This window comes from Agrobacterium sp. SORGH_AS 787 (genome assembly GCF_030819035.1).
In the GTDB taxonomy this organism is placed as follows: domain Bacteria; phylum Pseudomonadota; class Alphaproteobacteria; order Rhizobiales; family Rhizobiaceae; genus Agrobacterium; species Agrobacterium larrymoorei_B.
Genome location: NZ_JAUTBG010000002.1, coordinates 2,216,166 through 2,230,786, shown reverse-complemented (window position 1 = coordinate 2,230,786; position 14,621 = coordinate 2,216,166). Strand labels below are relative to the sequence as shown.

Below are 14,621 nucleotides of genomic sequence, written 5' to 3'. Positions count from 1 at the left end.
GCGCTTCTTTTTTGAGCATGCGGCTATCCTATATATTTTCAGTAAACTGATTATTTTTAGGAAACGTCATTGCCGCCATCCCTGACATCTTTCACCGACAGCGCATTGATCGCGCTCGACAATCTCGCGGATCGGGCAAGCGCACTGACCAATCCGACATTGCGGCTCGGTGTGACGGGGCTGTCGCGTGCGGGAAAGACGGTCTTCATCTCGTCGCTCGTCCACAATCTCTTGAATGGTGGACGCTTGCCACTCTTCGAGGCCATTCGTTCAGGGCGTGTCTCGAATGTGCGGCTAGAGCCGCAGCCGGATGACGCCATTCCACGTTTTCAATACGAAGATCATATCCAGGCACTCGTTCGAGACCGAATCTGGCCGGATTCGACGCGCGCCATTTCGGAGCTGCGCATCACGCTGGATTACCAGAGCGCGAGCGGCTGGGGCCGCTGGTTTTCACCTGGCAGGCTCTCCATCGACATCGTCGATTATCCAGGCGAATGGCTGCTCGATCTTCCGCTGCTGACGCAAGATTACAAGACCTTCAGCGACAACACCGTTTCGCTGGCGCAAACTGGCGTCAGAGCCGAACTTGCACGCGAATGGCTGGGGATTGCGTCCTCCCTTGATCTTGATGCACCCGCCGATGAGATGACCGCCAAGCACCTGGCAGAAAGCTTTGCGGCCTACCTCAAGGCTTGCAAATCGGATGAGCGTTCGCTTTCGACACTACCACCTGGACGCTTTCTGATGCCGGGCGATCTGGAAGGCTCACCTGCCCTCACCTTTTCACCTCTGCCCGGTATCGGCACCGAGAAGGCGGCCAAAGGATCGCTCCGCGCCATGATGGAGCGGCGCTTCGAGGCCTATAAGTCGATCGTGGTGAAGCCCTTCTTTCGTGAGCATTTCGCCCGTCTCGACAGGCAGATCGTCCTCATCGACGCGCTGCAGGCGGTCAATCGCGGGCCGGAAGCGGTGCAGGATCTGGAGCGCGCGCTTGGCGATGTGCTTGCCTGTTTCCGCCCCGGCAAGAACAGCCTGCTCTCGTCACTCGTCGGTCGGCGAATCGACAAGGTGCTGGTGGCCGCGACCAAGGCGGATCATCTGCATCACGAAAGTCATGATCGCCTGGAAAGTCTGACTGCGCGCCTGGTCGACCGCGCCGTGACAACCATCGGCATGAGTGGCGCAGGTATCGAAGTAATGGCGCTCGCCTCGGTGCGCGCGACGAAGGAAGCGAGCGTGCGTCAGGATGGCGTGTCACTGCCGGTCATCGTCGGCACGCCGATTGCTGGTGAGAAGATCAATGGTGAGGTCTTCGATGGCAATCGCAGCACGGCAATCTTTCCCGGTGACCTACCGGAAGACCCGGAGCCACTCTTTCGCCAGATCGATACGCAAGGCGCTTCGGCAGACCTGCCCGACGTCAACGTTATCCGCTTCCGTCCACCGAAACTAGAAGAGACCGCAGGCGGCATCAAGCTTTCGGTCCCGCATATTCGGCTGGACCGCGCCATGCAGTTCCTGTTTGGAGACAAGCTCGCATGAAAGACGACAATAAAGGTTCTTCCCGCAGACCCGCGGCTTTCACCCTGGAAACCGAGCCACGACAGGATATGCGGACGGCTTTGCCAAAGCGTCAGCCGCGAAGCTTCGACACTGACATCTCGATGGTGCCGGACGAAGAGGATCCCTTTCTTGTACCGGAGGAGATCGACGCAGCGCCGCTTCCCGTCGCAGAACCCCGCCGTCACCGCTTTTCTTTTGGCAAGCTTGCTCTTGGCGCAATTGGCGTTCTTCTGTCGCTTGCCTTCGGCCTTTGGGCAGACCAGCTGATCCGCGATCTGTTCTCGCGATCGGACTGGTTGGGTTACACGGCGAGCGTCGCGCTCATCGTTGCAGTCGTCGCCGTCTTGGTGCTTGTCGGGCGAGAAGTCTTTGGCATCATGCGTTTGAACGCCGTTCAGTCGCTTAAGTCCGACGCGGAAGACGCTGCCAGCCAAAAGAAGGCATCCGCAGCGCGTTCCGTGATCACAAGACTGATGGCCGTCCTCTCTCACCGGGCGGAGACAGCGAAAGGTCGGGCCGCTCTCAAAGATACAGAGAGCGATGTGATCGACGGACCGCATCTGATGGAGCTCGCCGAACGGGAGCTCTTGACCCCGCTCGACCGGCAAGCCCGCGCTTTGATTCTCAACGCCTCGAAGCGGGTCTCGGTCGTAACCGCTGTCAGCCCGCGAGCAATCGTCGATCTGGCTTATGTGCTGTTTGAAGTGACCCGGCTCGTTCGCGCCATGGCAGAACTCTATGGCGGGCGCCCAGGCACGCTTGGCATGATCCGGCTGCTGCGCGACGTGATCGCCCATCTGGCCGTTACGGGCTCGATTGCGGTCGGCGATGGGCTGGCCCAGCAGGTTCTTGGACATGGTCTCGCCTCGCGCCTATCAGCCCGTCTCGGCGAAGGCGTCATCAATGGCTTAATGACTGCCCGGATTGGCATTGCCGCTATGGACCTCTGCCGCCCGCTTCCTTTCCGGGCGCTGAAGCGGCCCGGCATCAGCGACTTCATGTCCGATCTGACACCGGATCTGAAGGGGGCCACGAAAACGGAAAAGCCCTGATTTCCGGGCTCTTCGGGGCTAAATGGTTACAATTCGTTATCCTTATTTTGGCGAAATATACCAAGCGTTAACCATTCGCGACATAGATTGCTCCCACACAAAGCGGCCTATTCGCCAGGGAAAGTATCATGTTTTCGCGCTTCTTTTCGCTTCTGGGCGGGCTTGCCGCCGTTATGTCCGTCAGTAGCGGGCTCGCAATTTCCGACGTTCAGGCCGCATCGCGCGACGATGTCTTCTTCGGCTCTGTCGCCGGCACTTGGTCTGGCCCAGGCGAGATCGTCGCAGGTAAGTACAAGGGCACGAAGTTCAATTGTGATCTGACTGGCGAATCGCTTGGTGACAAAGAAACCGGCATCAAGCTTGGCGGTACCTGCCGCGTCGGCGTCTTCAAGCAGCCCATGTCCGCCATCATTGCCAAGAAGGGCGGCGGCTATGAGGGTAAGTTTCTCGATGGCTCCGAGGGCAAGGGACTGGACGTCACGTCCGGTCAGGTCAGCGGTGACAAGGTCGTGCTCGGCATCAACCGCGCCAAGCTTAACGGTGTGATGGTTGCTCGCGTGATGGAAGACAGCAAGTCGATGAACATTACGATCTCGGTGAAAGTCGCAGACCAGATGATTCCCGTCATCGGCCTGACGCTGGCGCGCAATGTCGACTCGATGGCGGTTGGCTCGATCAAGCCATAACGCACATCAATTCGATTCTCATTCCGAAGCGGGAGTGGTCCACCATTCCCGCTTTTCGTTTGCGCGCACGATGCCGGTCTTATCCGCATCTGCCAGCCAGTCGATCACCCGCCTGCCCTTGACCACGAGATCCGGCGCAATATCGGCAAGCGGCATCAGGACGAAGGCCCGCTCCGTCATTCGGGGATGGGGAATTTCGACACGCTCGGTCAAGACCTGCGTGTCGCCAAAGGTCAGCACATCGATATCGATGGTGCGCGGCCCCCAGCGCTCAAGGCGCACACGCTTCATCCCCCGTTCGATATCAAGGCAGAGGTCGAGCAGAGCCTCGGCCGATAACGCCGTTTCGATCAGGGCGCAGCAGTTGAAGAAATCTGCCTGATCGGTCTTGCCCCAGGGCGGTGTGCGGTAAAGCTCGGAGACCGACAAAAGGCGGCAATCGATACGGTCGCTCAAGGCGGTCAGGGCCTTTGCCATGGCTGTCTTTGGATCACCAATATTGCCGCCGAGACCGAGCGTCGCGGATGTCCACATCTCAGGCATGCTGTTCGACGCAGACCTGAGCATAATCGAGGATGCCTGGAACGGGCGCCGACGGCTTGCGCACGGTGATCTTGACCCGCACGATCTGTGGATAACGCTGGCGAAGGGCAGTGGCGATATCATTGGCCAGCGCCTCGATCAGATAGCGCCGTTGGCCGACCACGATCTTTTCGATGACGGCGAAGGCCACGCCGTAATCCACGGTGTTGCCGATCTCGTCCGTCTCAAGCGCATCTCCAGCCTCGACATCCATTTCGGCATCGACGAAGAAGCGTTGACCCAGGACCTCTTCCTGCTCCAGCAGGCCATGGCGGGCGAAGAACGAACAGTTCTTCAAAAGGATCGTATAACGGCTCAACGGCGTGTCTCCTGTCGCTTCTTCTGGTCAAGGACAGCATCGGCGACAGCCAAGGCATCCTTTGTCATGGACACGTTATGAACGCGGAAAATGATCGCACCTGCAAGACGCAGGATCGTGGTCGTTGCCGCCGTCCCCACATCTCGCTCATCTGCTGCCTCCCTTCCGGTCAACGCGCCGATGAAGCGTTTGCGCGACGTGCCAGCCAGAATAGGCAGGCCGAAAGCAGAAAGCTCATCGAAACGCGACATCAGCGCGACGTTTTCGTCCACGTCCTTGGCAAAGCCGAATCCGGGATCGAGCACGATACGGTCACGCGCAATGCCTGCGGTATCGGCAATCGCGAGAGAGTGATTCAGAAAAGCGAATTGGTCGGCGATGACGTCGTTCAGTTTCTGCCGCTCCCGGCCGGTGTGCATGATGCAGACGCCCGCTCCAGAGCGCGCTACGACCTTAGCCATGTCTGCATCTTTCTGCAGTCCGAAAACGTCGTTGACGATGTGAGCCCCTGCTTCGATGGCCAGGCGCGCCGTCGAGGCCCGGTATGTATCGATAGAGATCAGCGCATCCGTTTCCCGAGAAAGCCGTTCGATCACCGGAAGAACGCGGTCCTGCTCCTCCGCATCTGTTACGCTTGCAGCGCCTGGACGGGTCGATTCACCACCGACATCGACGATATGCGCGCCATCTTTCACGCAGGTCAAAGCATGCTGAACCGCCTGGTCCACGGTCTCAAAGCGCCCCCCATCGGAGAAAGAATCCGGCGTGGCGTTGATGATCGCCATGATAAGGCCGTGTCCATCAAGTTTCAGGAAGCGGCCATGGGCCGCTTGCCACAGATTACCGCTGGCTGTTATCAAGTAACATACGCCTTTCCGAATTCGTGGAGTGCCTTGCCATTTACACCGATCCCGCTCCGTTTTCCGCATCGGTCGTTGTGAGACCGATATCGACCATTCCCGGGCGCGGTACGTCTTCCAAAGGATTGAAGCGTCGTTTGCGCGCTTATTCGGCTACCCTGCGCTCTATGACGCAATCCTCCGGCAAGTTCAACATGAAGGCCGGAAAATGAAACAGCTTCGCCCTGTCTGCCGCGCACTCCTGGCGAGTGCACTGTTGTTGCCCATTCTGGAACGTCCGGCTGTCGCGGAGACGATCAGTACCAAGACCTATTCCTATTTCACCGTCGGCGGGAAAACGGCTGAAGATTTGGATCGTGAACTGTCGCTCCGCGGACCGATGACCAAATCCACGGGCTTTCGCCATCCAGGCGCGACCGAAATCAAGTTTGGCGGCGAACTTACCTATGTGGAGAAAAATGGACGGTGCGGCGTCGGTACCGTGAAGGTGACGCTGCACACGAAAATCCTGCTGCCGCGCTGGTCGAACCGGCGTCGCACCAATGCGGATCTGGCGCTGATCTGGGATACGCTTGCCGCCGACATCAAGCGCCATGAGGAGCGGCATGCCGAAATTGCCCGTGGATATGCCCGTGATCTCGATCAGAAGCTCCGCGCACTGCGTCCGCAGTCCAATTGCGACACCATGCAGAAGATGGTCGCAGACGTCAGCCAACAGGTTATGGATGCGCATGACAAGGATCAGGTACGCTTCGACAAGATCGAGTCCAAGAACTTCGACGCCAGAATGACGCGGCTTCTCAAGAACCGCATTCAGCAACGCGCGGGCTCACAGTAACGCGGGTCTGATGCACTTGGCGCTTGTGCCAGCACGTCGTTGTCAAAAAGGTTTTGCCGGATAATCACCGTTGATTTCTTGCCATGGTACCACAGGGCAGACTCACGTATTGGTGAAGCAACAGAGAATAAACATATTCGAAGACTTGAAATTCACGATCGCACGGGCTCTCCCGGTGCGTATGAAGCCGCAGGTGTCTTCCTCTCCGCCTGTCGGTAACGCGCCCAACTGGAGCGGTAGGTGGAGTGATTATGGCCACCGCCGCTCAATCTTTTCAAAGATTTATCGAGATTTTGGTCATCCCTGGCGCTCAGGTACGTGGACAACCAGACCGTTGAGGTCGTCGGTCATCTTGATCTGACAGGAAAGACGCGAGGTTGGGCGAACGTCGAAGGCGAAATCGAGCATGTCCTCCTCCATCGGCTCCGGCGGCCCGACCCGCTCCGTCCATTGATCGTCCACATAGACATGACAGGTCGCACAGGCGCAGGCGCCGCCACATTCGGCATCGATGCCGGGAATGGAATTACGAACGGCATTCTCCATCACGGTGGAGCCGTTGCTGACGTCGAGTTCATGGGACGTGCCGTCGAAAGCAACGATTGTCAGTTTGGTCATTTCAAAAGATCCAGGCAAGGTGTTTGAGAATTCTTCTAAACACATAGAAAGGCCGGCTGCGATTGGCAACCCGTCAATGCGGTTGCGAACCGAACCGGCCCTGTCATCGAGGTGTCGGAGAAGACTTCCCCGGCAGCATCCGCAGTGGTGGAGATTTACCGGCAGAGCTTCAGGATGAAGTTCTCGGCCTCCACTATGGAGGCGGCAAGCTTTGCAAGCGCTGCACCGTCATATTCGCCGTTTTCAAGCGCTTCCGCTGCGGCGGAGACGTTGAAGGCGCCAACTGCATCGGCCGATCCTTTTAGACGGCCGGCGATCCTGCGCATCGATGCCTTGTCGGCCACCGCAAGCTCCTGAAGAATAGACCGCGAATGCCGCGAGAAGAGCTGGAGAACAGCGATCTCAAGATCCTTATCGCCCTTCGTTTGACCGGCAAGGTGAGCGAAATCGATCGTCTTTTTTCCAGAAGCGGCGTTGCCGCCGTGATTATCCGGCGCTTCAAATGCGATACTAAGCGCAGCCATTCCGTTTTCCTTTAATTGCCTCGGTAGAGGTTGTTCGAATGTGTTTCACATCAAAGCAGGCTATTGTCGCTTTCCGCTGAAAATGGGGCGCCTGTAACGGGAAAATCTTTCGCTATGGTTAATTTATGTTAAACTTCTCATAATTCAGGGTTTCCAAGCCTTTTAGGGGTTTAAAAACTGTTAACAAGCAGGCACTTGGTCAGCCTTCCCCGCCCGTGTTAATTGTTTAAAAGCTGCAAATGTGTCACTACCGTTATTCGGTGCCGCATCACCTCTTCCCGGGTTTTGCGGATTCCGCAAGCTGATGTATTTTTTGCCTTAAAGCTGGGTGACCGCTTTCAGGTGTTAGTAAGGCGCAGGCCACCGCGTACCATGATGGTTCAAGGTGTCTTGTCGGCATGATGGCGGATATTCGTTTGCAGGCGGCGGGCGAATGAACGGCATGAGCCGGGCGTATATGTAACGAGGCGTAACCGCATGGCGAACAACAAGTTTAGCGACTCGATCGACGAAACTGCGTATCAGGCACTTGAAGATGCCTTGCAGCTCGGCGCATACGAAAATAAGCCGGAGCCTCGTAGAAGGTCCACTCCCAAGCCCGCGGAGGCAAGAGTGCCAGAACAGAATAGACCGCGTAAGAACGAACAGCAGGCACAGTCTTCGGCGCAAGCAGCGGCAGCGCGTGCAGCGAGCGAGCAGCAGTCCCGATCCGGAGGGCTTGAGGCTGCCAATGACGGCACCAAGCGTAGCCCAGCCATGATCCTGCGATCGCTGGAGGCTGGTTCCATGACTGGTGCCATCCGCAATGCCTCTATCGTATCGGTCTTCTGGGCGATCGCCGGCGTTGGTCTGGCGCATGCCATCTATGGCGGTCAGATCTGGAATGTAGGCTCTATCGCACAACTGTTCGCCATTCCCGGCCTGATGGCGATCATGGTCGGCATCGTCGTGCCGATCATGCTGTTCTTCGCCTTCGCCATCATGATGGCGCGTGCCAAGGATCTGCGCAATGCTGCGCGCTCCATGGCAGAAGTCGCGCTGCGTCTTGCAGAGCCGGAAACGATAGCTTCCGAGCGGATCATGTCGGTTGGCCAGGCGGTTCGCCGCGAAGTCTCCGCCATGAATGACGGCATCGAGCGCACCATTGCCCGCGCGACCGAGCTTGAGACGCTCGTTCATTCGGAAGTCAACGCGCTTGAGCGCAGCTATGCCGACAACGAACTGCGCGTGCGCGGCCTCGTCCATGAGCTGACGGCAGAGCGCGACGCCATTATCAGCCATGCGGAGCGCATCCGCTCCTCAATCTTCGGCGCCCAGGAACAGCTCAAGGAAGAACTGTCACTGGTTGGTGAAGAGCTTTCCATGCGTCTTGCCACCAGTGGTGAGGCCTTCGCTTCGATGATCGACACACGCTCCGCAGCGCTGCTGGAGAAATCCCGCGTTTCGACGGAAGCCATGGGCACGCTGATTGCAGCGAAGACCGAGAATCTGCTGAATGCTCTGAACAGCTCTGGAGCGGCGCTCAACAACGAATTCGATCTGCGCCTGCATGATCTCTCCAACACGTTCGACGAGCGTGGGAACGCTTTGATCGAAAAATTCGCGACGCATGCCACCGCACTTTCGAGCGGCACGGAAACCCTCAACCGGTCGATGGATGAGCATACGCGCCTGCTCAACGAAACGCTGACCAAGCGCACGCAGGAACTGTCGCAGAATATCAGCCGCGGCCAGCAGGTCATCGACGGCTCTCTCGACACGGTGCTCGGCAAACTCTCCGCGACGCTGGAAGAGAAGGGCATGTCCTTCCGCCAGAGCCTGCAAAGCACGGCAGACGATGCGATCATGGATCTCGATCTGCGTTCGGGCCTCTTCGAAGAGAAGCTCCAGACGACCGTCGGCCTCGTGAACACGGCTTTCGACGCGCATGTTGCAGAGTTTGCCAGCGCCTTCGACCAGCGCGCCGGTACGCTCGACAGCAAGCTAATGGAGAGCCTCGCACGCATCAACGAGACCGTTGCGGGCGGCACGGATTCGCTCAGCGGCATCTTGAATTCCAATATCGATCGCCTGAACAGCACCCTCACCGATCAGTCCCTCGCTCTGGCGACATCGCTGGGCGCCGGTCAGGAAATGCTGGAAAGCTCGCTCGAAACGCGCACCCGCGAACTGACCGACGCCTTGAGTGCCCGCACCAACGAGATTTCCAGCGCGATCGTCGGCACGCATGAAAAGATCGACGCTGTTCTTGCCGAGCGCAGCGCCCAGCTTTTCGGCGCGCTCACCGAAAGCCAGAACCGTTTCGACAGCGCGCTCGCCAGCCGCTCCGAAGCGATCACCGTATCGGTCGCCGGGACGGCCGAACACCTTGCAGCACTGCTGGAGGAGCGAGCCGCCGCCATCAATAACGTCGTCGCCGATGTCGAGCGTCGCCTGGCCGAAACACTTGATAGCCGCGCTGCCGCCATTACCGGTGCCGTCTCCGGCGTTGAAGACCGCATCGCTGACACGTTGGACAGCCGCACCGCAGCGCTCAGCCACGTTGTTGCCGGCGTCGAGGAACGCATTGCCGACACGCTCGACAGCCGCACCATGGCGCTCGACATGGCCTTCTCAACAGCCGAAGAGCGAATTGCCGAAACGCTCGATACACGCACCTCCGCTCTGACGACCATTGTCAACGATGTCGATAGTCGTCTGGCCGAGACGCTCGACAGCCGCACCTCTGCACTCGGAAACGTCGTTGCGGGTGTTGAGGAGCGTATCACCGACGCACTCGACAGCCGTACCATGGCGCTCGACATGGCGCTCTCGACTGCTGAAGAACGCATTGCTGAAACGCTTGACAGCCGTACGTCCGCCATTACCACCGTCGTCAGCGGCGTTGAAGATCGCATTGCCGAGACGCTGGACAGTCGTACCTCTGCGCTCGGCACTGTTGTTGCCGGCGTGGAAGAACGCATTGCGGATGCACTCGACAGCCGCACCATGGCGCTCGACATGGCGTTCTCGACTGCAGAAGAACGTATCGCCGAGACGCTGGATACACGCGCTTCCAACCTCACCAATATCGTCAGCGGCGTCGAAGGTCGCTTGGCCGAGACCCTGGACAGCCGCACCTCTGCGTTCGGCGCTGTCGTGACCGGTGTGGAAGAACGCATCGCCGATGCGCTCGATAGCCGCACCATGGCACTCGACATGGCGTTCTCCACAGCAGAAGAGCGTATTGCGGAAACGCTTGATACCCGCGCTTCCAACCTCACAAATATCGTCGGCGGCGTAGAAGGTCGTTTGGCCGAGACCTTGGACAGCCGCACCTCCGCCTTGGGCAATGTTGTTGCAGGTGTGGAAGAACGTATTGCAGATGCGCTCGATAGCCGCACCATGGCGCTCGACATGGCGTTCTCGTCCGCTGAGGAGCGTATTGCGCAAACGCTTGATACCCGCGCTTCCAACCTCACTAACATCGTCAGCGATGTCGAAGGTCGTTTGGCTGAGACCCTGGATAGCCGCGCCTCTGCACTCAACAGCGTGGTTGCCGGTGTGGAAGAGCGCATTGCCGATACGCTCGACAGCCGTACCATGGCGCTCGACATGGCGTTCTCGTCCGCTGAAGAGCGGATTGCAGACACACTCGACAGCCGCGCGGCCACACTGACGAACGCCGTTTCCGGTATCGAGACCCGCATTGCCGATACGTTGGAAAGCCGCACCCATGCGTTGACGGATGTCGTCAATGGTGTCGAAGGGGCGGATCGCCGACACGCTCGATAGTCGCACCATGGCGATCAATATCGCCTTCTCCAGCGCTGAAGAGCGTCTTGCCGAAACCCTGGATGGACGCACTAGCGCCCTCACCTCCGTGGTATCCGGCGTGGAAGAGCGTCTCGCCGATACCCTCGACAGCCGTACAATGGCCATCGACATGGCCTTCTCCTCTGCCGAAGAGCGTCTGGCAGAAACCCTGGATGGCCGTACAAGCACCCTCACCTCCGTGGTGTCTGGCGTGGAAGAACGTCTCGCCGATACGCTGGACAGCCGCACAATGGCCATCGACATGGCCTTCTCCAGCGCTGAAGAGCGCCTGGCAGAAACTTTGGATGGCCGGACAGGCGCCCTCACCTCGGTGGTTTCCGGTGTTGAGGAACGACTTGCTGACACGCTCGACAGCCGTACCATGGCCATCGACATGGCGATTTCGTCCGCCGAAGAGCGCCTCGCTTCTGCTCTCGATGGACGCGCGGCGAGCCTTGCCCGCACGGTCTCGGATGCCGAGGAACGACTGACCTCGACGACATCCGCTATTGAAGAAGCCATGTCCGTTGGACATCTTCGTCTCGACACGATGCTGGGAACACAGGCCTACACCATCAGCCGTACCGTCGAGCGCAATAGCGAGCTGATCGAGCAGACCGTTGCTTCGGCAGCGACCCGGATCGAAACCGCAGTCGAATCCGGTGCCGGCAACTTCGCCAATACGATGGAGAGCGGCGTCCAGCGTCTGGAAAACAATCTCCAGACATCGCACGAAGCCATCCGCAGCACCTTGGATCAGCATCATTCCGCTCTGTCGGAGACATTGGGCTCAGCCAAGGAACAGCTTGGCGATCTTCTGTCCGAGCAGACCATGTCGCTTGCGACCACCGTCGCTTCCAGCACAAGCATGCTGGAAATGTCCTTCGAGACGCAGCAGGAGGTTCTGCAGCGGACGATCGATACTGCATCGGAATCGCTGACCTCGCGTATCGAAAACTCTGTCAACACCGTCTCCAACCGTCTCGGTGAAACCGGCGCTCGGCTGGAGAACAATATCGAAGCCCTGCATGGCAAGCTTCAGTCCGATCTGAGCAACGTCAATGCAACGCTTGACGACGCCACGCAGAAGATCGAAGGCGTGTTCATTACGGGTACGGCTCGGATCGACGAGCGTCTCGGCACGATGGATCGCGCGCTTAACGTCGGTCTCGAAAACGTCAACCGCACGATTGAGGGTAAAGCCTCTGGTCTTGCTCGCAGCCTTCGCGATGCGGTGGCTGACGCGGCTCAGAGTATCGATCATGAGGCAGTCCGCTCGACCGAGTTCATCGGTAAGACCGGTCTCGAATTCGCCGATCAGATCAAGGCCCGCAATGACGAGTTCACTCGTACCGTCGAACAACGTTCAGATGAGATCGTCGGTCGTATCTCCGACGCACAGAGCCGGCTCTCGGGCCAAGCCGCCGCGGTTGCGCAAACCTTCTCCGACGCTGGCAACGCCATCGTCAACAAGGTTGCGGAAGCAGAAGCGGTCGTTCGCACGCAGGTCGGCGCCATCTCCGAGACGCTGACCAATGTCGAAAGCGCCCTTGATGCGCGTGGCGAGTCTATCCGCCATACGCTCGACAGCCGCACCCGCGAACTCAACTCCATGCTGGCCAGCCGTTCTGCAGAACTGTCCCGCCTCATCGAGGAGAAGGCAAAGCCGATCGTCAACGAATATGCCGTCGTCGGCCAAGAAGCAGCCGAGAAGATCGTTACTGCGGCTCAGCAGAGCGCAAGCCTGCTGTCGGAAACCAATAGCGGCATGGTCGGCATGGTCGAACAGGCCATCGACGATTACGCACGCGCCAGCAGCGATGCAGCCAACAAGGTGGTCGCGGCAACGCGTCAGAGCACCGACATGCTGTCGCAGACTCATTCCAGTATGACGGATGTGGTGAACGGCGCTACCGACAGTCTGAATGTGGCTGTGGCGCGCGCTACGCAGGAATTCAAGCAGGCCGACGTGGCTCTCAACAGCGCCACCACAAGCTTCTCGGAATCCGCATCGCGCGCATCCGACCTCATCACCACATCCAGCCGCCTGCTGGAGAGCAAGGTCGATCGTCTGGCCAATGTCTCCGGTACCACGCTGTCTCAGGTCGCTGGAATCGTAGCGCGTTTCGACGAGCACTCATCGGTTCTGTCGCAGGCAGGCGAGCTTCTCACCTCCGCGCAGGCCAATCTCGTCGGCACGCTTGAAGAGCGTCAGGAAGCGCTTCGTTCGCTCTCAGTCGGTCTGTTGCAGCGCTCTGAGGAAATCGAAAACTCAATGCGTGGCGTGATGTCCGTCGTCGAGCAAACGCTGGGCGAGGCCGAACAGCGCTCAAGCAGAGTGGCAGGCAACCTGCGTGAAAACCTCAACTCCTCCTTCGACGATATCGGTCGTTCGCTGGACGAGACAGAGCAGCGCGCACGCAATGCGGCGCAGAACGTGCGCGGTGCGCTTGTTGCGGCCAGCCAGGATGCAGCCCGTTCGATCGAGGGCACTATGTCCGAGGCGCAGAAGCATTCGGACGAGCTTGCAGGCCGCCTGCGCAACGGCGTCGCGTCGTCGCTGTCTGACGTCGATAAGCTGATCAACAGCGCTACCGACAAGTCAAACGCAGCGGCAACAGTCATGCGCGAGACACTGCGCGAAGCGGTACAGGACGCAGTCAATCGCTTCTCCGGCGCGACGGAAGAAATCCGTCGCTCCAGCCAGGATATCCGCCAGGAGCTCGACGCAACCCGCGCCGAACTGAAGCGCGGCGCATTCGATCTGCCGGAAGAAGCCAAGGAAAGTGCAGCCGCCATGCGTCGCGCTGTTTCCGAGCAGATCAAGGCACTACAAGATATTTCGCAGCTCGTGGGTCGCTCGACCCAGCAGTTTGAAATCTCCGAGCCGACAGCACGGGCGATTGCGGCCACCAAGCCGGCCGCCCCGCAGCCTCAACAGATGCGTTCGGAAACACGCCCCCAACAGCAGCCGCTTTCTGCACCGGCAGCGACACAGGCTCCCGTTCAGCAGCAGCCGGCCGCACCGGTCATCCGTAACGTCGCGCCCGTCGAACAACGTCCCGCCCCGTCGCAGCCTGGTCTTTCCGCGCCGCTTCAGCGCCGTGAAGACGGTGGCGGATGGATCAGCGACCTGCTGCGCGGCGCCTCTCGCGACGCTCAAGACAATGCGGCGCCGATGGCACCCGCCCCGTCGGCAGCCCGGCCTGCCGCTGAGCAGCAGACACGTGCCGCTGACAGCCGCAACCCACGCCATGTCGTCGAGTCGCTGAATTCGCTTTCCGTGGATATCGCCCGGGCAATCGATCACGACGCATCTGTCGAGTTGTGGGGCCGCTATCAGCGCGGTGAGCGCGACGTCTTCACACGTCGTCTCTACACACTGAAGGGCCAGCAGACCTTCGACGAGATCAAGCGCAAGTACGAGCGCGAGTCGGAGTTCCGCACCGCGGTTGACCGCTATATTTCCGACTTCGAAAAGCTTCTGGCGGATGTTGCGCGCACGGATCGCGACCGCACGGTGACGCAATCATACCTTACGTCGGATACCGGTAAGGTCTACACCATGCTGGCCCACGCCGCCGGACGCTTCAGCTAAGCAAGCTCTTCCACGCGCTGTTTGAAAACGCCCTCGCCAACCGCGGGGGCGTTTTCATTTGTTCAGCCATGCCGCTGCCGATGTGCATTCACAAAGATCTAGCCGAAATGCGATCAATCAATCCTGGGGCAATCAAGGCAGAATGAATAAACGGCTCTTCTGCGTGAGATCGGCGCGTGATTC

11 protein-coding genes are annotated in these 14,621 nt (G+C 59.2%); 6 read left to right on the top strand and 5 right to left on the bottom strand.

The genetic code is table 11. The features are described from left to right. Positions 1-69: 69 nt before the first annotated feature. The 3 genes from QE435_RS20095 to QE435_RS20085 all read left to right on the top strand — a co-directional run bounded on the left by QE435_RS20095 (position 70) and on the right by QE435_RS20085 (position 3,304). Entirely contained in the window at positions 70-1,545 is a 1,476-nt protein-coding gene (locus QE435_RS20095; protein ID WP_349042445.1) for a YcjX family protein, read from the top strand. Next, positions 1,542-2,618 (top strand): YcjF family protein, encoded by a 1,077-nt coding sequence (locus QE435_RS20090; protein WP_349042444.1) that lies wholly within the window; start codon positions 1,542-1,544, stop codon positions 2,616-2,618. Before QE435_RS20095 ends, QE435_RS20090 begins: the two co-directional genes overlap by 4 nt. 128 nt (positions 2,619-2,746) lie before the next feature. Next, a complete protein-coding gene (locus tag QE435_RS20085; RefSeq protein WP_349042443.1) occupies positions 2,747-3,304 on the top strand; it encodes a hypothetical protein in 558 nt (185 codons plus the stop codon). Positions 3,305-3,322: 18 nt separating this feature from the next. Here the strand turns inward: QE435_RS20085 and folK are convergent, their stop codons facing one another. Genes folK through folP form a run of 3 tightly spaced genes read right to left on the bottom strand, consistent with a single transcriptional unit; the run spans position 3,323 to position 4,990 of the window. After that, positions 3,323-3,847 (bottom strand): 2-amino-4-hydroxy-6-hydroxymethyldihydropteridine diphosphokinase, encoded by a 525-nt coding sequence (folK, locus tag QE435_RS20080; RefSeq protein ID WP_309770944.1) that lies wholly within the window; start codon positions 3,845-3,847, stop codon positions 3,323-3,325. Beyond that, positions 3,840-4,205, bottom strand: coding sequence for a dihydroneopterin aldolase (gene folB / locus QE435_RS20075; protein ID WP_062425460.1), 366 nt, complete (start codon positions 4,203-4,205; stop codon positions 3,840-3,842). The genes folK and folB overlap by 8 nt, the downstream gene beginning before the upstream one ends. Then, positions 4,202-4,990 (bottom strand): dihydropteroate synthase, encoded by a 789-nt coding sequence (folP, locus tag QE435_RS20070; RefSeq protein WP_349042920.1) that lies wholly within the window; start codon positions 4,988-4,990, stop codon positions 4,202-4,204. Before folP ends, folB begins: the two co-directional genes overlap by 4 nt. Positions 4,991-5,273: 283 nt before the next feature. On the opposite strand from folP, the gene QE435_RS20065 reads away from it, so the two are divergent. Next, entirely contained in the window at positions 5,274-5,903 is a 630-nt protein-coding gene (locus QE435_RS20065) for a DUF922 domain-containing protein (RefSeq protein WP_349042442.1), read from the top strand. A 297-nt stretch (positions 5,904-6,200) separates the two neighbouring features. Here QE435_RS20065 and QE435_RS20060 read toward each other — a convergent pair whose 3' ends face one another. Next, positions 6,201-6,521 (bottom strand): 2Fe-2S iron-sulfur cluster-binding protein, encoded by a 321-nt coding sequence (locus tag QE435_RS20060; RefSeq protein ID WP_062425462.1) that lies wholly within the window; start codon positions 6,519-6,521, stop codon positions 6,201-6,203. Between the two features lie 155 nt (positions 6,522-6,676). Then, the gene (locus tag QE435_RS20055) at positions 6,677-7,045 is read right to left on the bottom strand and encodes an Hpt domain-containing protein (RefSeq protein WP_306932414.1); all 369 of its coding nucleotides are present in this window, start codon (positions 7,043-7,045) and stop codon (positions 6,677-6,679) included. Positions 7,046-7,522: 477 nt separating this feature from the next. On the opposite strand from QE435_RS20055, the gene QE435_RS20050 reads away from it, so the two are divergent. Together QE435_RS20050 and QE435_RS20045 are read left to right on the top strand one after the other, a co-directional pair. Then, the gene (locus QE435_RS20050) at positions 7,523-10,819 is read left to right on the top strand and encodes a hypothetical protein (RefSeq protein WP_349042441.1); all 3,297 of its coding nucleotides are present in this window, start codon (positions 7,523-7,525) and stop codon (positions 10,817-10,819) included. Then, the gene (locus QE435_RS20045) at positions 10,785-14,438 is read left to right on the top strand and encodes a hypothetical protein (protein WP_349042919.1); all 3,654 of its coding nucleotides are present in this window, start codon (positions 10,785-10,787) and stop codon (positions 14,436-14,438) included. Before QE435_RS20050 ends, QE435_RS20045 begins: the two co-directional genes overlap by 35 nt. Positions 14,439-14,621: the final 183 nt, after the last annotated feature.